The sequence below is a fragment of the Sphingobacterium sp. UBA1498 genome (assembly GCF_002325125.1).
Classification (GTDB): Bacteria; Bacteroidota; Bacteroidia; order Sphingobacteriales; family Sphingobacteriaceae; genus Sphingobacterium.
Genome location: NZ_DCRG01000023.1, coordinates 160,100 through 179,930, shown reverse-complemented (window position 1 = coordinate 179,930; position 19,831 = coordinate 160,100). Strand labels below are relative to the sequence as shown.

Sequence of the window (19,831 nt, the reverse complement as noted above, 5' to 3'; positions counted from 1 at the left end):
TTTGATTTTTTAAAACGATATTAGCAACGCTTATAGAGAAAGGCCGAGGGAATAGACCCGTTGAAGCCTTAGCAACCTGTATTGTTCAAGGTGCTAAATTCTACCCTACTCCATGTGGGAAAGATAAGTTACATGAAGATAAACGATTCCTCGACGTGTGCGTTTCGATATAAGCCAACCAAACTAAAAAACAGTTTTTTAATGAAGATTATCGATCATATCCAGAATGCCAAAGGAAAAACATTGTTTTCTTTTGAGCTATTGCCACCGGCGAAAGGGCAGGGCATCCAAAGTATTTTTAAAACCATGGATGAACTGATGGAGTTTAAACCTCCTTTTATCGACGTAACTTACCACCGGGAAGATTATATCTATAAAGAGCATGCAAGTGGATTACTGGAACGCGTTTCCTATCGCAAACGTCCTGGGACAGTGGCGATATGTGCAGCAATCATGAATAAATATAAAGTTGATGCAGTGCCCCATTTGATATGTGGTGGTTTTACTAAGGAGGAAACCGAAAATGCACTGATCGATTTGAACTTCCTGGGTATAGATAATGTCTTAGTATTGCGCGGAGATGCACGTAAGGGCGATGCTGATTTTATTCCAACGGATGGTGGACATGCTTTTGCAACAGACCTATTGGAACAGGTTGCTGATATGAATAAAGGAAAGTATCTGCATGAGGATATTGTCACATCGGAAAAGACTGATTTTTGCATCGGTGTAGCAGGTTACCCCGAAAAACACTTTGAATCGCCAAATTTTAATACTGACTTTAAATATCTGAAACAAAAAGTCGATATGGGGGCGGAATTTATTGTAACTCAAATGTTCTTTAATGTCGAAAAATATAAGGAATTTGTTACTAAATGTAGAGATAATGGAATACATGTGCCTATTATTCCAGGATTAAAGCCACTGACAACTAAAAAGCAGCTCGTGACCTTACCACGAATATTTCATCTCGATATTCCAGAAGAACTGAGCGATGCTGTTTCGGAATGTAAAACGAATGCCGACGTCAGACAAGTCGGAGAAGAGTGGTTGGTACAACAATGTCAGGAGCTGATCAAGTTTGGCGCTCCGGTTTTACATTTCTATACGATGAGTAATCCGGGTCCAACAAAGAAAATTGTAGAAAAACTAGCCTAACTCATAAAAATACCCGCGAAAGGGAGCTGATAAGCTCCCTTTTTCATTGTTAATATATCCATAATTGACCTTATAGCCAAGTCGTCGTGTTGGCAACGGAGTCATTTGCGTTCGTGCAAGTGTCAGTGTGTTTATTGTCAGGTACTTGTGTTAAATAGTGTTAATTAACATACTGGAATCAGGATAACTTTTTAACTTAAAGTCCTAAAAAGGATTTTAATAGAAGACCAATTGTCCTTATGACGTACAACAGAATAAATTCTCTACTGGGTTTTGCTTGCGGACTCATTGCCACATGTGTATACATTGCTACCGTGGAAAAGACGGTAAGCTGGTGGGATTGTGGTGAATTCATTGCCTGTGCTTACAAGCTGGAAGTAGCACACCAACCTGGGGCACCATTGTTTCTTCTGATTCAGAATGTATTTTCAAACTTGGCTTTGGGTAATGCAGGTAAAATCGCCTATTGGATGAATATCGGATCGGCAATTTGCAGCGGGCTTACGGTTACATTTTTATTTTGGACGATAACAGCAATTGCCAAGAAGATACTCTGCGAAGACAAATACGCACCTTTATCCAACTGCTTGCAGATCTTCGGCGCAGGAATTGTTGGTGCAATGGCATTTAGTTTCAGCGATTCATTTTGGTATTCGGCCGTAGAATCCGAAGTTTATGCGATGTCGTCCTTGTGTACAGCAGTTGTGTTTTGGGGGATATTAAAATGGGAAGCTCGTGCTGATGAAGAAGGTAGTGATCGTTGGCTGGTATTTATCGGTTTTGTTATGGGGCTTTCTATTGGAGTCCATTTATTGAATCTTTTGGCTATCCCAGCGATAGCGATGGTGGTCTATTTCAGAAAAGCAACTCAGGTGAGTGCGAAAGGTACCTTAAAAGCGTTTGTAGTAGGAGTACTGATCCTTGGAGCCGTTTTGTGGGGCATTATTCAATGGTTGGTTGGCCTGGCTGCTAAAGTTGACCTTGTATTTGTAAACTCACTTGGAATGGGATTTGGTTCCGGAATTTTCTTCTCGTGCTCATTGCTGGTAGGATTGATAGTTTGCGGTTTGTATTATTCGTATACAAAGCGCAAATACACGCTCAACACCGCTTTGTTAGTTTTTTGTTTTGTTTTATTTGGATACAGTTCCTACACCATGGTCATGATCCGGGGAAAAGCAAATCCATCCTTGAATAATAATGCGCCGGATAATGTATTTTCTTTTTTAGGCTATTTGAGCCGGGAACAATATGTCCGGGAGCCATTGCTCAAAGGTCCGTATTATGATTCGCAAGTGGTTGGTGTAAAGAGTAAGACAGGCTATCGGAAAGATCAATCGGCGTATGTACCCTTTACACAGATAGACAAATATCAATTTGATAAGGAAACCTTTTTCCCGCGTATTTACAGCCAAGATGGAAACCATCAAGCCTATTATAGAAGTTACCTCAATTTGAAAGAGGGAGAGCAACCACAATTCTCCGATAATTTTAAATTCTTTTTCAATTTTCAGCTTGGCGATATGTATACGCGCTATTTCTTATGGAATTTTGTCGGTAGACAGAATGATCGACAAGGGTATGGGACCTATAGCGATGGCAACTGGCTGTCGGGGGTCAAAGCATTCGATAACTGGCGACTAGGTGCGCAAGATAAACTACCGCAATCGCAGGCACATGATCCGAGCCGAAATACCTATTTCTTTCTGCCGCTGCTTTTGGGAATAGCTGGTGCGGTATGGTTGTATCGAAACAACAAGCCTTATACTTTGGTCGTAACCTTGCTGTTTGTATTTACCGGAATAGCGATTGTTGTTTACCTAAATCAAACGCCCATGCAACCTCGGGAGCGGGATTATGCTTATGTGGGCTCTTTCTACGCCTTTGCAATCTGGATTGGATTGGGGCTGATCGCATTGGTTCGTTTTTTCAAACGTTTTGTACGAACACGTTATGCTTTGGCGACAGGTTTATCCTTTGCGTTGCTGGGCGGCCCCATTATTTTGGTTCATCAAAACTGGGACGATCATGATCGATCGGAGAAATCGATGGCAAGGGACTTGGCGCGTAATTATCTTGAGGCCTGTGCTCCAAATGCAATCCTATTTACGTATGGCGATCATGATACATTTCCGGTGTGGTACTTACAAGAAGTAGAAGGTGTGCGTCCCGATGTACGGGTGGTCGTCTTAAGTTATCTTACCGGTGATTGGTATATGCAACAGGCCAGGCAGCCGACTTATCGAGCAGCAGGCCTACCCGTGACAATTCCGGCAGAAAAGACAAAAAAAGGTGTCCGTGATTATATCCCCTTTGTGGATAGGCAACTCGACAAAGCTGTTGATGCAGGTCAGTTATTACAATTTGTAAACTCAGATGATCCCAATTATAAAGTTCAGTTGAATTCCGGTGAGATGGAAAATTATTTCCCCTCTAGAAAAGTCAAACTGGACGTTAATAAAGCGGAGGTCGTCAAGAAAAATGCAGTTCCATCTTATTTGCAGGAAGCTATTGTATCAACCATGGAATGGGAGATACCAAATGACCACCTAACAAGGGCAGATTTAACAATCTTATCGGTGCTTGAAAATAACAAATGGAACAGGCCCGTCTATTTTTCAAATATGTTGCCAAGTGATCTTAAATTAGGATTAGATAAATATCTTGTTAATGAAGGTTTCACGTCTAGACTGATGCCGGTCGCAGCTACAGGTGCGTCAACAGAAAAGCAAATTGAGCAAGCCGGACTAGTGAACATTGAAGCTTTATATCATAACATTATGCATACGTATAATTGGGGCAATATAAAAAATGCTCGATATGTTGATACGGATTCATTCCGCTTTTCAAGCATGTATGCAAGAGATATTTTTGGAAAAGCAGCGCGTCTGTTATTGGCTAATGGCCAAATAAAACAAGCAGGAGAAGTTGCTAAAAAAGCATATGATCAATTGCCTGCGCGCGTGTATGCTATGTCAGATGCAGTCAACTATGCTGATATTATTGATAGTCTATATCGTTCTGGACAACCTCAGCTCGCCAATAATATGATGGATCGAAATCTAAATTATGTAGCTGAAAATATGGAATATTTGCATCAGCTCGTAGTGGATAAGAAAAATTTAAGCTTCGAATGGAATGATATTCAGGTTGGATTGGACTCGGTAGACCGCTGCCGTAAAATTTTATCGGATGCGAAAGAGGATAAACGATTAGCGCGTGTTGAGGGCTTAAGGCGTCAATATCAAAACTGGTATGGTTTAGAGTAATGTTTGTAACAAATGAAGCCAAGGTATTGGGTTTGCCTAAATGGTAACTGGATGAATATGCTTGAGGTAAGGAACCAGATGAGGCCGTTTTCATATACTGAAAGCGGCCTCGATACATATAGGATAGGGAAATGAGCCAAATGATTAGAATTTCATGCCGACTCCAAAGCCAAGGAGAAAAGGATTGATATCAACTTTTGCCGGTATGGATAAGTTGGGAGCCAAGTTGGATGCATCCACATTAACATCTGTCTTTAAAAGAATATATTTAGCATCTAAATTCACAAAATATTTGTCTGATAGCTTAAAGTCAATCCCGAGTTGGGTAGCGAAGCCAAAAGCATTGTCGTATTTCACATTCTTTACAGTCGATCCAGCGTTAGCACTATAGAATATCGTGTAATTTATCCCTGCGCCCACATAAGGTTTTATAGCTCCATCGGGGAAGAAGTGATATTGAGCTGTAAGCGTAGGAGGAAGAAGCCAAACACTGCCTAGATCGACATTGCTGGATGAACTTCCACCAATCGCAGTTAAATCTGAGCCTGTTGTATGCACATTATGTTTTGTCGTTCCAAGAATCAATTCCGCCGCAATGTTTTTTGTGAAAAAATAGGTGAAGTCCAGTTCAGGAATAAACTTTGTGTTGATGTCCACGTCTCCGCCTATCGTATTAATAGTAGCCGATTCGTTTGGCATGACTGCCACTCCTCTGAGTCTCATTTGCCAACGTTGATTAGGGATTGTTTGTGCTTGTAAACTTAGTGCTCCTAAAGTGAGTGTCAATGCGATTAAAAATAACTTTTTCATATCATTAAGGGTATTTATTTGACGTAAAACTATTGCTAAAATCAAGGCAAAAGAGTGACGATAATCAAGTTGAAAAATGAATGATATAATGCTTTGAGTAGTGTACATGACGTACCTTTATAAATTAGTGTCAAAAAAAAGCACTTCTGTATCTGTTTTTGACTCTGGGGGGTATTTTGTTTGTCAGTCTTGAGTAAAGCCTGAATTTTCGAAGGCTATATTGCATGTTGGAGAAAAGCAAAAATTTAGGATGATCTCAGGTTTGATAGCGTTGCCTAAATTTATCAGAAATGCTGTGAAGAGGATGGCTGTGTTTATAAATGGTTTTTGGGGAAGGAGAATGTCAAAGCTGGCTGCAGATTTAGTAAAAGGACATACTATAAACTAAAAGAGGTCGGAATCACCTCCGACCTCTTTTAGTTAAGAATAAATCTTTTATGCATTTTTCTTTACCTCTTTGCCCCAGGAATCTTTCAGTGTAACCGTACGGTTAAAGACTAATTGGGAAGGGGTAGAATGTGTATCTAATGTAAAATACCCCAGTCGTATAAATTGATAACCTTTTCCCGGGGTTGCATGTGTTAGATCCGGTTCAATATAAGCGCGTTCAATAATATGCAAGCTTTCAGGGTTAATTGATGCTTTGAAATCTTCTGCAGCAGCAGGGTTTTCATCATTGAACAATCTGTCGTACAATCTCACTTCGGCTTCTTTCGCATGCGGCACGGAGATCCAATGAATTGTTCCTTTCACTTTCAACCCAGAAGTATCTTCTCCTGATTTAGAATTTGGAACATAAGTACAATGCACTTCTGTTACTTTTCCATTTTCATCTTTCACAAAATCGTGACAGGTTACGATATATGCGTGTTTTAAACGCACAGAAAGTCCTGGAGCTAAACGGAAGAATTTTTTTGGAGCGTCTTCCATAAAATCATCGCGTTCTATCCAAAGTTCTTTTGAAAAGGGAATGGACCGCGCGCCTTCACCACCTTCAACTTCTGGATTGTTTTCACCGATAAGTTCTTCTACCTGGCCATCAGGATAGTTAGTGATGACTAATTTAATTGGATCTAATACAGCCATTCTGCGCCATGCTGTTTTGTTGAGATCCTCTCGAATACAGAATTCCAGAAGACTGACATCGATCATATTTTCACGCTTTTGAACACCGATTTTCTCACAGAAGTTACGGATACTCGCAGGTGTATAGCCTCTTCTTCGCAATCCTGAGATCGTAGGCATACGTGGATCGTCCCAGCTTTCAACAAATTTGTCATTAACTAATTGCAGCAATTTGCGTTTACTCATGACGGTATAGGTCATATTCAAACGGGCAAATTCGTATTGCTTAGAAGGGAAAATCTCCAATTTTTCAATACACCAATCATAAAGTGGGCGGTGTGGGATAAATTCCAATGTACAGATCGAATGTGTAATTTTCTCGATAGAATCGGATTGTCCATGTGCAAAGTCATACATGGGATAGATACACCATTGATCGCCAGTTCTATGGTGATGAGCGTGTTTGATGCGGTACAACAAAGGGTCGCGCATATGCATATTCGGGCTAGCTAAATCTATCTTTGCCCGGAGTACTTTTTCGCCGTCTTTGTATTTACCGGCACGCATTTCTGCAAATAAAGCAAGATTCTCTTCAACAGACCTGCCGCGGTAAGGCGTCGGAACTCCCGGTTCTGTAGGGGTACCTTTCGCGGCAGCGATTTCTTCAGCTGTGCTATCGTCAACGTATGCTAGACCTTTTTTTATTAGCTCAACGGCATAACTGTATAATGTCTCAAAATAATCTGAAGTATATAATTCCTCTGCCCACTGGAATCCAAGCCATTGAATATCTTTCTTGATGCTTTCAACATACTCAGTATCCTCAGTGACAGGGTTAGTGTCATCAAAACGTAGATTAGTCTTGCCATTATACTGCTGTGCTAATCCAAAGTTCAAGCAGATGGATTTGGCGTGACCAATGTGGAGGTAACCATTTGGCTCAGGAGGGAAACGTGTCAATACACGTCCGCCATGCTTTCCTGTACGAAGATCCTCTTCGACAATTTCCTCGATAAAATTTAATGATTTTTCTTCACTCATAGTGCAAAGTTAATTATTCGCGACGAGATATTTGCTAGGAGATCGTAGATATTCGGCTCAGGATAAGCGGTGGAATGTGCGTGTTATATGGCTTAGTATGTGCATAGTTAATAACCTTTTGATCTGGCAAAAAAAAAGGGGCAATATTATGCAATGCCCCTTTAACCGATTTTTATTACTACGCTATTTATACGAGAAGACTTCTCCCAGTTCATCATTATTCGTAAACGTACAATGTTGGTCGATCAATTCTCCAGTACCGATATTGATAATCATGCCATGTACTGCAAGATCATTACGTTCTTTCCACGCGTTTTGAATGATGGACGTTGCACAAAGATTAAAAACTTGCTCTTTTACATTAAGCTCGATTAAGCGATTTACCTTTTTATCGTGTTCTTCGATCGCATCAATCTCTGCGCTATGTAAACGATATACATCTTTGATATGGCCAAGCCAGTTGTCAATAATGCCGTACTGCTTGCGGCTTAGAGAAGCTGCTACACCTCCACAGCCATAGTGACCTGCGATAATGACATGTTTTACTTTCAAAACATTGACTGCATAGTCTAATACTGAAAGCATGCTCATATCAGAGTGAATGACCATGTTGGCAATATTGCGGTGTACGAATACCTCTCCTGGCTTTGTGCCAGTCAATTCGTTTGCGGGTACTCGGCTATCTGCACAACCGATCCAAAGAATTTCCGGATTCTGACCTTTGGCAAGTTGCTGGAACCGTCCTGTTACGTCATTTTTCACAAATTCCATCCACTCTTTATTTCCCTTAATGATATTGTCAAATCCTGTTATTAAATCTTTATTTTCCATATTTTTCTTATTTCACTCGTGCCCGCAGGCGTAGTTTCTATTTTATGATAATGAATACAAATGTCTAAATTCATTGTTTACTTCAAACAACTTATTTTCATTGAAAATCCGTTCCTGATCCCAATGAGTGTCCCTGCCGTCCCAATCGAGTCTTTTCATGCAATATGATGCCCAACCAAGTACAGTAATCTATAAAGAAGGTCTTCGTCCTAGGAAGGTTTTTTATAGACAACCTGCAAAAGTTCGATGTCTTTTCCCTTGCTTCTTGCATTCTGTTCAAAATCTTTTATGACTTCGATGACATCTTTATCGATGAACTTACTGAATGTCCCATCGATACGGATCTTGCTGATCGATTTTGGGAGGCTGTATAATTTTTGTTGAATAGGGACTTTATTCAAAAATGATACTTCTTCAGCTAAAGTAATGATAGCTTTATCTTCTTCATTGTCTCTTTCAATATTGTATTTAAAAGCATTTTTCATATTTGCTCTCAAAATATAGCATGTTGCCACGACAATGCCTATTCCTACCCCCATCAGAAGATCGGTAAAAACAATTGCAACAATAGTGACACAAAATGGGATAAATTGATCTAAACCTTTTTTGTACATGGAGGTGAACAGGCTTGGTTTTGCTAATTTGTACCCAGTATGAAGGAGAATGGCGGCTAGACAGGCTAGCGGAATCATATTTAGCATTGTTGGGATAGCAAGCATAGCGACCAAAAGCCAAATACCATGCATAACAGCAGATTGTCTCGTTTTTCCTCCAGCATTGACGTTTGCCGATGAGCGAACGATAACGGATGTCAATGGTAGGCCCCCTAAAAGTCCGCTGGTCATATTACCGATCCCCTGCGCAACAAGTTCGCGATTAGTTGGAGTATTTCTTTTGTACGGATCTATTTTATCCACAGCCTCGATGCTCAATAGGGTTTCAAGGCTAGCGATAATCGCAATGGTAAACGCAGCAATCCACACCTCTTTGTTCACTACCTGTGTAAAATCTGGAAGTGTAAATAAACCCGTGAACTCGGAGAAGGAACCTACAACCGGAACCAAAACAAATTGCTTTTCATGCAATTGGAATGCTGATCCGTTGAAAAGGTAAGCTAAGCTGACACCTAAAATTACAACCACCAATGGGGCTGGAATTTTATTGAGCTTTGGAATCGATGGCCAAAAGATAAGAATCGCCAAAGAAAGCGTACAGATGATAAATGCACCAAAGTTGATTGCAGAGGCAATTGTATCAAAATAAGCACCAATACCATGTCCATTGTCCATTTCAAAGGCGTGTGATTCCACCAAACCCAATGCTAAAGGAATTTGTTTCATGATAATCGTAATACCGATTGCCGCAAGCATCCCTACAATGACCGCTGAGGGGAAATAATTGCCGATCATTCCAGCTTTTAATATTCCAAGAATGACTTGTATTATGCCAGCAATGACGACGGCAAGTAAAAAGGTTTCATATGCGCCTAGGCTTTGAATAGCGCCTAAGACAATAACAGTTAGACCAGCAGCTGGTCCACTTACACTGAGTGGTGATTTACTGATGGAAGCGACCACGATTCCACCAATTACACCTGTCAATAATCCTGCAAACAATGGCGCACCTGAGGCCATTGCAATTCCCAAACATAATGGAAGTGCCACCAAAAACACCACAACACTAGCAGGGAAGTCATATTTTAAGTCTCTTTTCGATAATTTTAGAAAAGCCGACGTACGAGTTCCAAACATAAAATTTGTGTTTATCTGTAAATAAAGTTTTCATCAAGCAACCTATAATAGCGGCAGCAATAACGGATACAGGGCTTATTGGCTGGGAGCATCGACGTATGCGTTGCACTCAACAAAAGGCCAACAATAGACCGATAATGCCAGAGCAAAGATTGCTTAAGAAAAATCAAGAATACCGTACACGCTTTTTCTTTCGCGTGCAGGTCGAGAGGAAAACATCCCGATAGGATGTCGTTATAAGTTAGGAGGGGGTGTTGGAACCGTAGGGTGAAAAGCTAAAATGCTTTTCTCATTTTTAAGATAATTCTTTTGTTTTCCTTGGTTCTCAACGAGTATAGTTTCGAATACAATAGGTTCTTCTGACTTCGTATTGAAAAATTTTGAGGCTGTTTCGAGTGTATCATTACTCGCGCCATTATTGTTCTCGATTTCCAGTTGTAAAACAACCTGTAAGATTGTACTTTGATCTAAACTATTGGAAAAAATAGGTGAAATAGATATAGCCATCTTTGTGAAAAAGATGATCGCGCAAATGAACGCTGCCACAAATCTAAACCGCTTATTTAACATTTTTTATTACCTTTAGTCTTACTGTTTTACATCGTAAAAATAGTAATTCCATGTTAAATTCAAATTAATAGTGCACTAAAAAATATATTTTGGCACTAAATTGTGACGAAGAGATTATTTTTATGAAACGTTTTTCAATTTTTATTGATTTATAAACTTAAAGCCTTAGGTATGGCAAATAAAGAACAATTTATTGAGAAGGTAAAGGTATCCTATAACCCAAAAGGAGCATTCATTTATTTGGGGGCAGGAATTCTCAATGGGGAAATTCAAACTGAAGCAAAAGTGAATTTAGCTTTGAAAATGATGAACCGTCACGGACTTATTGCCGGCGCCACGGGCACAGGTAAAACCCGTACGTTACAATTAATCGCCGAACAGTTGTCGGATGCCGCTGTACCCGTATTTATGCTGGATGTCAAAGGCGACTTGTCAGGTTTAGCAGAGCCAGGACTGACCAATCAGGCACTTATTGATCGGGGAAGTGCTGTGGGCATACCATTTGAGCCATCATCGTTTCCCGTTGAATTGTATTCACTTTCTGGCAACAAGGGAATTCCTATGCGGATTACTGTAGAGGACTTTGGGCCGGTCTTGCTAGCCCGGATACTGGAGCTCAATGAAACGCAAACGGGCGTATTAGCGGCTATTTTTAAGTATGCGCAAGATCAACAAATGCCTTTGATCGATTTTTCAGATACCAAGAAATTGCTTACCTACCTTTCGGAAGGACCGGGTAGCGAAGAAATAAAAAATGATTATGGTAAGATTAGCACAGCAAGCTCGGGAACCATCTTACGTAAGATCGTTGCATTGGAACAGCAAGGCCTAGCGCATATTTTCGGTGAGAAAGAGTTTGATATCAACGATTTGTTTCAAAAGGTGGATGGTAAGGGCGTGATTAGCTTATTAAATATCTCCGATGTACAAGATCAGCCCATACTTTATTCTACATTTTTGTTAAGCTTACTGGCACAGCTGTTTAAAAATATGCCCGAGGTAGGTGATTTGGACAAACCTAAGCTTGTCTTTTTCTTTGACGAAGCCCATCTACTGTTCAACGGAGCTCCTAAAGCCTTTCTGGCACAGGTTGATCAGATCATTCGCCTGATTCGATCGAAAGGGATCGGGGTTTTCTTTTGTACGCAGTCCCCAACCGATGTGCCAGAATCTGTTTTAGCGCAGTTGGGAAATCGTGTGCAACATGCCTTGCGTGCTTTTACACCAAACGATGCTGAAAACTTAAAGAAGATTGTTAAAACTTATCCGAAATCCGACTTTTATGAAATTGATCAGGTCTTAACCTCCTTGGGAACGGGGCAGGCATTGATTACCGTATTGAATGATAAAGGTATCCCCACGGAGGTTGTTGCTACGCATTTGATACCTGCCCGTGCCGTGATGGGGCCTGCAAGTGACCCAACAATCCTACAAATTATCAATCAGTCTGATTTAAAAGCTAAATACCAAAAGCGGCAAGAAAATCGTTCTGCGGCTGAAATCATAGAAGAACGAATGCAGGCCGTGGAGCAGGAACAACAGCACGCGGCCCAGCAAAAAGAAGTGGAAAAGGCAAGTCGGCCTACTTCCCGAAGACAGACTCCTTTGGAAGCTGCGCAACGAACTGCTACAACTACTTTAGCGCGTGAAGGCGTGAAGTTTTTGGGCAAATTGGCAACGGGGTTATTAAACGCATTCTTAAAAAAGAAATAACAATAATTTTTTGATCTTTTTCGTTTCAATACTATACCTTTGAAGGTAGAGCTGAACTTAGCTAAATTTGCTTTTAAAGGCAAATTTAGCTAAGTTTACCCACGAAAAGAAAATTCTATTAACGCAATTTAAATATGAGTAAACCAACCCTTTTGATTTTGGCAGCAGGAATGGCTAGCCGGTATGGTTCTTTAAAACAAGTAGATGGATTTGGCCCACACGGCGAGACGATTATTGACTATTCAATTTACGATGCCATTCGCGCAGGATTTGGAAAAGTTGTATTCATTATCCGGGAAGAATTTCTGGAAAAAATGAAAGCAGTATTTGATGAGAAATTGAAGGGTAAAATAGAAGTAGATTATGCTTTTCAAGATTTTGACCTGACGAAATTCGGTGTCAATCATGTGATCGAGAGAACTAAGCCTTGGGGTACAGCGCATGCGGTGATGAGTGCCAAAGACAAGGTACATGGACCATTTTGTGTTATCAATGCAGACGATTTTTACGGATCCGATTCTTTTCAAAAAATGGCTGAATTCTTAACGACTGAGGTTTCTGACCAACAAATGTCGTTAATGGGTTTTCAGGTTGGAAATACCATGTCTGATTATGGTTATGTTTCGCGTGGTGTATGTGAGGTGACGCCTTCAGGACACATGCAAAGTGTAACCGAACGGACAAATATATATTACAAAGGCGAAGGGGATAACCGCAAAATCGTGTACGAAGAAAATGGCGTGGAAACGGATCTAGATCCAAAGACGCGTGTTTCAATGAACTTTTGGGGGTTTACACCAAAAATTTTCGAAGTAGCACAAGCGATGTTTCCTGCTTTTGTCGAGGAAAACAAAGAGAATTTAAAAGCAGAATTTTTTATACCTTCCGTACCAGATTATATGGTGAAACATAAATTGGCGGATTTCAAAGTAATTCCAACTTCATCGAAATGGTTTGGTGTAACATATAAAGAGGATAAACCTATTGTACAGGAATCAATTTCAAAATTGGTTGCTGATGGAGTCTATCCTGAAAAGTTATTTTAAGAGCTAAAAGAAATAGCTTATCTTTCACCTGTATTGCCAGCAATGCAGGTTTTTTTTGTCCTGTTTGCTTGATTAATGAGTGGAAATAGATCTTAGATGAAAAAAGTTCTTAAAGTGTTAGGTTATTTTATTTTAGGGTTGTTGTCTTATTGCGTGCTTTATATTGTGGCGGAATACAGTTTGTCGCGCATTTCAGCGCAGCGAAGAGAAATCAACGTAGATAGGACAGTGCAGGTCTTTGTCAAATCAAATGGTGTTCATACCGATATTGTGTTACCGGTCGTCAACGAAGAGATGGATTGGTCGCAATTGTTTCCTTATGAAAATACGATCGGGAAACATCACGGATATCAGTATGTTGGGATCGGCTGGGGGGACAAAGGGTTTTATTTGGATACGCCGGAATGGAAGGATCTAAAAGTCTCCACAGCATTCATCGCTGCTTTCGGATTAGGCCAGTCCGCCATTCATGTGACCTATTACAATACCATTCAGGAAGATGAATTATGTTTTTCTTATCAGATCAGTAGATCGCAATACCATGATTTGGTACAGTATATCAAACAATCGTTAGACGGAAATCAAAATCAAGCTATTTTAGTGAATACAAATGCACAATATGGTGATTCAGATGCGTTTTATGAAGCGAAAGGTGCGTATAGTATGTTTTATTCCTGCAATACCTGGACAAATAATGCTTTAAAGAAGGCGGATATGCCGGCAGGAATATGGGCTACATTCGACAAAGGAATATTAAGTCACTATAAGAACAAGCAATAGCTCGAAGCGCATAAAAAAGTAGTCGTTGAATGTTAAGAAATAGAAAAGCGAAAGGGTTAAAATAAAAAAAAGCTCCAGGATTAATGTTCCCGGAGCTTTTTTTATGAGGAGGAGTGATTACTTCACTTCTTCGTAATCGACGTCAGTTACATCATCACCACCTTGGTTTCCACCTTGAGCTTGTCCTGCATCACCTTGAGGCTGTTGAGCACCGCCTTGAGAAGCAGCATACATCTCTTCAGAAGCAGCATTCCAAGCATTTTGTAATTCTTCAGAAGCAGCGTCAATATCAGCGAAGTTTTTCGCTTCGTATGCAGCTTTTAATTTCGCTAAGCCAGCTTCAATTGGTGCTTTTTTATCTGCTGAAATTTTATCGCCATATTCTTTCAATTGTTTTTCAGTTGAGAAGATTAAAGCATCAGCTGCGTTTACCTTATCAGCTTCTTCTTTCATTTTTTTGTCGGCATCAGCATTGGCTTCAGCTTCTTCTTTCATGCGTTTGATTTCTTCGTCAGACAAACCTGAAGATGCTTCAATGCGGATATTTTGTTCTTTTCCAGTAGCCTTATCTTTCGCAGACACTTTGATGATACCGTTCGCATCAATGTCAAAAGTAACTTCGATTTGCGGAACGCCACGAGGAGCAGGTGGAATATCGTTCAAATGGAAACGGCCGATTGTACGGTTTTGGTTTGCCATAGGACGCTCACCTTGTAGAATGTGAATTTCTACTGATGGTTGATTATCCGAAGCAGTAGAGAATGTTTCCGATTTTTTAGTTGGAATTGTCGTATTTGCTTCGATCAATTTAGTCATCACACCACCCATTGTTTCAATACCCAATGAAAGTGGAGTTACATCCAATAATAAAACGTCTTTCACTTCACCGGTCAATACACCACCTTGGATAGCAGCACCTAAAGCTACCACTTCATCCGGGTTTACACCTTTAGAAGGCTCTTTTCCGAAGAATGCTTTTACCGCATCAACGATTGCCGGGATACGAGTAGAACCACCTACTAAGATAATTTCATCAATATCGGATTTGCTGAAACCTGCATTTTTCAATGCTGATTCACAAGGAGCAATTGTTCTCTTGATCAAGTCAGCAGCCAAAGCCTCAAATTTAGCGCGTGATAATGAACGAACTAAGTGTTTTGGTCCAGTTGCATCAGCAGTGATATATGGCAGGTTGATTTCAGTAGAAGTTGAGCTTGATAATTCAATTTTCGCTTTCTCAGCAGCTTCTTTCAAACGTTGCAATGCCATTGGGTCTTTTTTCAAGTCAAAGCCATTGTTTTCACTTTTGAATTCTTCGTTCAACCAGTTGATGATTACGTTATCAAAGTCATCACCACCTAAGTGCGTATCACCGTCAGTAGATTTAACCTCAAATACACCGTCACCTAACTCGAGTACAGAAACGTCATGAGTACCACCACCACAGTCAAAAACAACGATTTTCATGTCCTTGTGTGCTTTGTCCAAGCCATAAGCTAAAGCTGCAGCTGTTGGCTCGTTGATGATACGTTTTACTGATAAACCAGCAATTTCTCCAGCCTCTTTTGTTGCTTGACGTTGTGCATCATTGAAGTATGCAGGAACTGTAATAACAGCTTCAGTCACCTCCTGACCTAAGAAATCTTCTGCTGTTTTCTTCATTTTTTGAAGAACCATAGCAGAAATCTCCTGTGGTGTATATTTGCGGTCGTCAATTTCTACACGCGGTGTATTATTGTCACCTTTAACGATATTATAAGGTACGTGTTCTGCTTCTTTCACAGCTTCATCGTATGAAAGTCCCATAAAACGTTTGATGGAATAAATAGTTTTATGTGGGTTAGTAATTGCTTGACGCTTTGCTGGGTCCCCAACTTTGCGCTCGCCACCCTCTACGAAAGCTACGATCGAAGGAGTTGTACGTTTACCTTCGTTGTTCGTAATTACTACAGGCTCGTTACCTTCCATTACGGCAACACATGAGTTTGTAGTACCTAAGTCAATTCCTATAATTTTAGACATATCTTGTGTTTTAATTTTTTACTTAAACAAATCTATCACTCTATTATCAACCCTTATGCCAATCCAAATTTTTTTAAAAAAAATCACTATTTGTCATCTATTTGTCTTTAGGTACTGCCAAACTGACATTTTCAATACACCAATTGCTCTAAAATCCTTTTTTTTGCTGACTCGTTTTGTCGATTGCGTGGCATATATCTGCCAAAGATTTCCGAGAATTCATTAAGTTTCATTTTTTTCGATTTCTTATCTCGCCAGTCAGCAGGCACAAGTTTATTGGTATATTCAATAGTTGTAGCCCAGTATTGAATATGCATTTCAGGAATCACGAGACCTATTATCATCCCCGGGAGACCATGGCTTAAGGCTGGTCCTGCTGAAACAGGAATTTCTTCCGAATAGTAGGCAATAAGGTAAAGTGAGTCTTTGGTGGCACCATTCACCCGGCGGCAGTTTACACCAGCAATATTTCGGTATTCTTCTGTGAACCGCCAAGTAATGCTGTCCAATGTTTCCGAAAGAATGTATTTCTCGTCAATGTCGAGCTGAATATCTGCGGTGCCAGCTTTCAGATCCTGATAAAGCACTTTGCCATTTTTAGCTCCACCTCTAAATTGTCCTCTCGGGCTTGCGCCAGATCGAGCCGCCCCTTGAAATCTACCGCCCCGACCATTGGCAGAAATAGTCTTAGGTGCGGTCATTTTCACTTCAGCATTTTTCTTGTCACTTTCCGCGCTTTCCTCGGGCATCAGTACGGTTGAATTCTCATCAAAGTAGAATTTCAATTTTTCTGTATGCGAATCAGGTACCTTATCCAAATATTCCATTATTCCTGCGCCTCTGTCCATTCCTTTCGAATTTATGTCGTTGGACATCTGTCGCAGGCGCGCTTTTGTATACGTGACTTTATCAAAACTGATCGTGCCCCTGCTTCCAAAATAAGCATATTGTGCCTGAATGGACAGCCCAAACAAGCAGCAGATAATTACAGTTAAATATAATTTTTTAATCATTTCCTTTCCCTAGATATTTGTTAAAATCCCACTTCACGCCGATCAGAAAGTATTGTGTTAATACCTGTTGAACGGATTCGGAATAGTTGGTGTCACTTGCACTACGGCGTGTATTATTAAATGTGTTGAAAATGTCAAAAGCCTTTACACTAAGCGTCATGCTCTCATCTTTTAGCACTTTTTTCTCCAATTCAATATTGGCATAAAATTGATTGATTGATTTTTTATAAAGCTTAGTCGGGCCTGTATAGCTATAGAAAATATTGGTCATGATATTAAATTTCTTCGGTAAAAAGTACTTAATATAGGCTGACGTTCCCCCCAAAAAACTTGTCGCATTATATTGCGTGTTGATCGAATTTTGCTGTATATTAAATCCGGTATTTACAGAAACGTCAAAGTCAAATCCCTCTGAGTCTTGTTCATTTAAGCTTGAACCTACGCTAAAATTGGTGTTCTTTGCATTGTTCAGCAGAAATTCGCCGCTGGATTGACCACCTTCAAATTTGGTGTAGCTATAGCTATTATTAAATATGACGCTTGCACTCTTGTTAAAGTTGATACGACGATTGGCTAAAGGTTGCATGTGGTTGATATTCAGAGTGCTATTCCAGCTGGATTTGCCGGACAGGTTTTCGTAAGTGCTGATTTGAGCCGAATTGTCCAATATGGTGGTTTTGTTAACAATAGGATTGTTGACAAAAGAAAAGCTCCCGTTGATATTAATATTTGTTCCTTTCAATAAACTGAAAGCATTATAATTGGCCGAAATATTATTACTAACTGCGCGCTTAAGATCGGGATTACCAATTTGCTGGAACAAAGGATTGGTTTGGGGTTGAAGTGGCTGTAATTGATCAAACGACGGTATAATATTTGAACTCTGATAAGCTAATCGTATATTTCTACTGTTTGAAATTCGATAATTGGCGTCAATATTTAAATTGTTATCCCAAAAGTTACGGGCAAGATCAATGGCCCTGTAGCTATCATTCAGCTGTTGATTCTTGTAGAAAGTTCGGTTTGAAAAATTGATTTCCAGTTTTTCTTTGCGGTAAGAAAAGTTGACATTAACTCCTTGATTAGTGTTATTGTCCACCTGATTTTGAGAGTAAAGTGAATCAAACTGCTGCGTGATATTGTTTATTGAATTTTGCGTATTGGTGTTTTTTGAATGATTAAAACTATAGCCCAAGGCAACATTGATATACGCATTGATTCGGTTATTCAAGTTGATGGACGAAGTGAAATTATTGCCCTTATTCCAGCCCTGTCGATTTTGGTCGATAATGGTGCTATCTGCTGTTTTATAAAAATAGGTTCGTGAATTGACTTTACTTTCTGAAGATGATTCTTTGTGATTGTTGCCGATCATCACATTTAAAGAGCGTCCCGGTTTTAGCCGCTTTCTATAGTTTAAGCGAAAATTGTTGTTCGAGTTTGAAGAATTCGACTGATTATTCTCCCTAAAGTCACTGATTGGATTAGCCAATCCATCGCTTGTGTTGCTGTTTGTATTGTTAAATTGCGAAGTATTTTCCCAACTGGCATTGGATTGGAGTTCGATACTTTGCGTGGAATCCAGTCGCATGCTGATGTTTGAACGGAAATCATGACTTTGGCTGTGCCTTTCATTATTAGTACTCGTGTTTTTTTCTTGAATAGACTCGTCTGGCAGCACGTTTTTATTGTAAGTTTCTGAACGGTTCTTATTGCTATTGTCGTCGTAACCATAGTTGGCATTTACTTTTAGGGCTTTTTTGAAGAACTGATTATCATAGTTGGCGCCAAGGTTTGTGTTCAGTGGTTCGCCCGTAATTTGATTGTTCATCCGTAAAGAGCCCTCACGACCACTTGAACTTCCCATATTATTGTGGCTGGCAGTAATTCCAATACGCTCGGTCTTGTTAAATTTGGCAGCGAACAGATTTCCAGCATATAGTCCTTGGGATCCCGCTAATGCCTCCATGTTCCCAAATAGGCCTTTTCGAGCTTTCTCCTTAAGCACAACATTAACCGTTTGGATCCTTACGCCATCGTCGATGCCCGAAAGCTCGGCCTCCTCAGATTTTTTCTCATAAAGCTGTACCTTGTCGACAGCATCTGCTCGTACATTTCTAATGGCTATTTTAGGATCATAACCAAAAAATTCCTCCCCATCAATAAATACTTTTTGTACTGATTTTCCCTGAGCCGTGATAGTTCCGTCTCCCGTCACGGTGAAACCGGGTAGACGACGCAGTAAATCTTCCAGTTTGGCATTTTTTTCCGTCGCGAAACTCGCGGCGTCATATTCTATGGTGTCACCTTTGAGTGTAATTGGAAGACGACGGGTCACAATCACCTCCTGTAAAACGTTTCTTTGGGAATTTATTTTGATATCGTGTAAGTCCAGATCTTTGTCTGCAATTTGGATCGTATCGCTATAGAGTTCAAATTTAGGGTAGGAGGCCAGCATGATGTAGCTCCCCGGTTTAATATTTTTAACCTGGAATCTCCCCTCTTCATTGGCGCGGTTAAAATAACGGAGAACTGAATCGCGGTTCAATAAAATAATAGAAGCATTGGTCAGGGGTTTATCATCTGCCTTGTCTAGAATCCTCCCCTTGATGTTTATTTGCGAGTAAGCACTGTTGATGAGGATAAATAGCAAAAATAATAATTCAACTAATCTTTTCATGTACGGGTGTTATCCTTCAAATATAATTTACTTAATCGTTAATAAATGTAAAATATCTTTTCTGAATGTAAAATCTTTGGTA

General features: G+C 40.0%; 13 protein-coding genes and 1 riboswitch. Of the genes, 5 read left to right on the top strand and 8 right to left on the bottom strand.

The window, feature by feature from the left end; translation table 11 throughout:
* Positions 1-27 precede the first annotated feature (27 nt).
* Positions 28-130, top strand: a riboswitch (SAM riboswitch).
* Positions 131-201: 71 nt separating this feature from the next.
* Positions 202-1,158 (top strand): methylenetetrahydrofolate reductase [NAD(P)H], encoded by a 957-nt coding sequence (metF, locus tag B3139_RS13960; protein ID WP_209578549.1) that lies wholly within the window; start codon positions 202-204, stop codon positions 1,156-1,158.
* A gap of 239 nt (positions 1,159-1,397) precedes the next feature.
* Positions 1,398-4,427: a DUF2723 domain-containing protein gene (locus B3139_RS13955; protein ID WP_293884085.1), complete on the top strand. Its 3,030-nt coding sequence runs from the start codon at positions 1,398-1,400 to the stop codon at positions 4,425-4,427.
* 144 nt (positions 4,428-4,571) lie between these two features.
* Here the strand turns inward: B3139_RS13955 and B3139_RS13950 are convergent, their stop codons facing one another.
* The 5 genes from B3139_RS13950 to B3139_RS13930 form a co-directional block, all read right to left on the bottom strand.
* The gene (locus B3139_RS13950; protein ID WP_209578551.1) at positions 4,572-5,237 is read right to left on the bottom strand and encodes an OmpW/AlkL family protein; all 666 of its coding nucleotides are present in this window, start codon (positions 5,235-5,237) and stop codon (positions 4,572-4,574) included.
* A 435-nt stretch (positions 5,238-5,672) separates the two neighbouring features.
* Positions 5,673-7,343 (bottom strand): glutamine--tRNA ligase/YqeY domain fusion protein, encoded by a 1,671-nt coding sequence (locus B3139_RS13945; RefSeq protein WP_293884080.1) that lies wholly within the window; start codon positions 7,341-7,343, stop codon positions 5,673-5,675.
* A gap of 183 nt (positions 7,344-7,526) precedes the next feature.
* Positions 7,527-8,174 carry a carbonic anhydrase gene (locus B3139_RS13940; protein WP_209578088.1) on the bottom strand — a complete coding sequence of 216 codons (648 nt, stop codon included), beginning with the start codon at positions 8,172-8,174 and terminating at the stop codon, positions 7,527-7,529.
* A gap of 209 nt (positions 8,175-8,383) precedes the next feature.
* On the bottom strand, positions 8,384-9,925 hold the full coding sequence (locus B3139_RS13935) for a SulP family inorganic anion transporter (protein ID WP_293884078.1): 1,542 nt from the start codon (positions 9,923-9,925) through the stop codon (positions 8,384-8,386).
* 234 nt (positions 9,926-10,159) lie between these two features.
* Positions 10,160-10,432 (bottom strand): hypothetical protein, encoded by a 273-nt coding sequence (locus tag B3139_RS13930; protein ID WP_209578090.1) that lies wholly within the window; start codon positions 10,430-10,432, stop codon positions 10,160-10,162.
* 234 nt (positions 10,433-10,666) lie between these two features.
* On the opposite strand from B3139_RS13930, the gene B3139_RS13925 reads away from it, so the two are divergent.
* The 3 genes from B3139_RS13925 to B3139_RS13915 all read left to right on the top strand — a co-directional run bounded on the left by B3139_RS13925 (position 10,667) and on the right by B3139_RS13915 (position 14,034).
* Positions 10,667-12,208 (top strand): helicase HerA-like domain-containing protein, encoded by a 1,542-nt coding sequence (locus B3139_RS13925; RefSeq protein ID WP_293884074.1) that lies wholly within the window; start codon positions 10,667-10,669, stop codon positions 12,206-12,208.
* Between the two features lie 134 nt (positions 12,209-12,342).
* Positions 12,343-13,254 carry a sugar phosphate nucleotidyltransferase gene (locus B3139_RS13920; RefSeq protein WP_293884072.1) on the top strand — a complete coding sequence of 304 codons (912 nt, stop codon included), beginning with the start codon at positions 12,343-12,345 and terminating at the stop codon, positions 13,252-13,254.
* Between the two features lie 96 nt (positions 13,255-13,350).
* The gene (locus tag B3139_RS13915; protein WP_293884070.1) at positions 13,351-14,034 is read left to right on the top strand and encodes a TIGR02117 family protein; all 684 of its coding nucleotides are present in this window, start codon (positions 13,351-13,353) and stop codon (positions 14,032-14,034) included.
* Positions 14,035-14,151: 117 nt separating this feature from the next.
* On the opposite strand, the gene dnaK is transcribed toward B3139_RS13915, so the two are convergent.
* The 3 genes from dnaK to B3139_RS13900 form a co-directional block, all read right to left on the bottom strand.
* Complete coding sequence (gene dnaK / locus B3139_RS13910) at positions 14,152-16,056, bottom strand: molecular chaperone DnaK (RefSeq protein ID WP_293884068.1); 1,905 nt, start codon at positions 16,054-16,056, stop codon at positions 14,152-14,154.
* Positions 16,057-16,187: 131 nt separating this feature from the next.
* Entirely contained in the window at positions 16,188-17,069 is an 882-nt protein-coding gene (locus B3139_RS13905; RefSeq protein WP_293884066.1) for a GLPGLI family protein, read from the bottom strand.
* The gene (locus B3139_RS13900; protein WP_293884064.1) at positions 17,062-19,749 is read right to left on the bottom strand and encodes a TonB-dependent receptor; all 2,688 of its coding nucleotides are present in this window, start codon (positions 19,747-19,749) and stop codon (positions 17,062-17,064) included. The genes B3139_RS13905 and B3139_RS13900 overlap by 8 nt, the downstream gene beginning before the upstream one ends.
* Positions 19,750-19,831 lie beyond the last annotated feature (82 nt).

Bases quoted from the DNA above. Each gene is read 5' to 3' on its own strand.
- B3139_RS13950 (WP_209578551.1), bottom strand. From the start codon at position 5,237: ATGAAAAAGTTATTTTTAATCGCATTGACACTCACTTTAGGAGCACTA.
- B3139_RS13915 (WP_293884070.1), top strand. From the start codon at position 13,351: ATGAAAAAAGTTCTTAAAGTGTTAGGTTATTTTATTTTAGGGTTGTTG.
- B3139_RS13945 (WP_293884080.1), bottom strand. From the start codon at position 7,343: ATGAGTGAAGAAAAATCATTAAATTTTATCGAGGAAATTGTCGAAGAG.
- B3139_RS13920 (WP_293884072.1), top strand. From the start codon at position 12,343: ATGAGTAAACCAACCCTTTTGATTTTGGCAGCAGGAATGGCTAGCCGG.
- B3139_RS13940 (WP_209578088.1), bottom strand. From the start codon at position 8,174: ATGGAAAATAAAGATTTAATAACAGGATTTGACAATATCATTAAGGGA.
- B3139_RS13900 (WP_293884064.1), bottom strand. From the start codon at position 19,749: ATGAAAAGATTAGTTGAATTATTATTTTTGCTATTTATCCTCATCAAC.
- dnaK (WP_293884068.1), bottom strand. From the start codon at position 16,056: ATGTCTAAAATTATAGGAATTGACTTAGGTACTACAAACTCATGTGTT.
- B3139_RS13930 (WP_209578090.1), bottom strand. From the start codon at position 10,432: ATGGCTATATCTATTTCACCTATTTTTTCCAATAGTTTAGATCAAAGT.
- B3139_RS13955 (WP_293884085.1), top strand. From the start codon at position 1,398: ATGACGTACAACAGAATAAATTCTCTACTGGGTTTTGCTTGCGGACTC.
- B3139_RS13925 (WP_293884074.1), top strand. From the start codon at position 10,667: ATGGCAAATAAAGAACAATTTATTGAGAAGGTAAAGGTATCCTATAAC.
- metF (WP_209578549.1), top strand. From the start codon at position 202: ATGAAGATTATCGATCATATCCAGAATGCCAAAGGAAAAACATTGTTT.
- B3139_RS13905 (WP_293884066.1), bottom strand. From the start codon at position 17,069: ATGATTAAAAAATTATATTTAACTGTAATTATCTGCTGCTTGTTTGGG.
- B3139_RS13935 (WP_293884078.1), bottom strand. From the start codon at position 9,925: ATGTTTGGAACTCGTACGTCGGCTTTTCTAAAATTATCGAAAAGAGAC.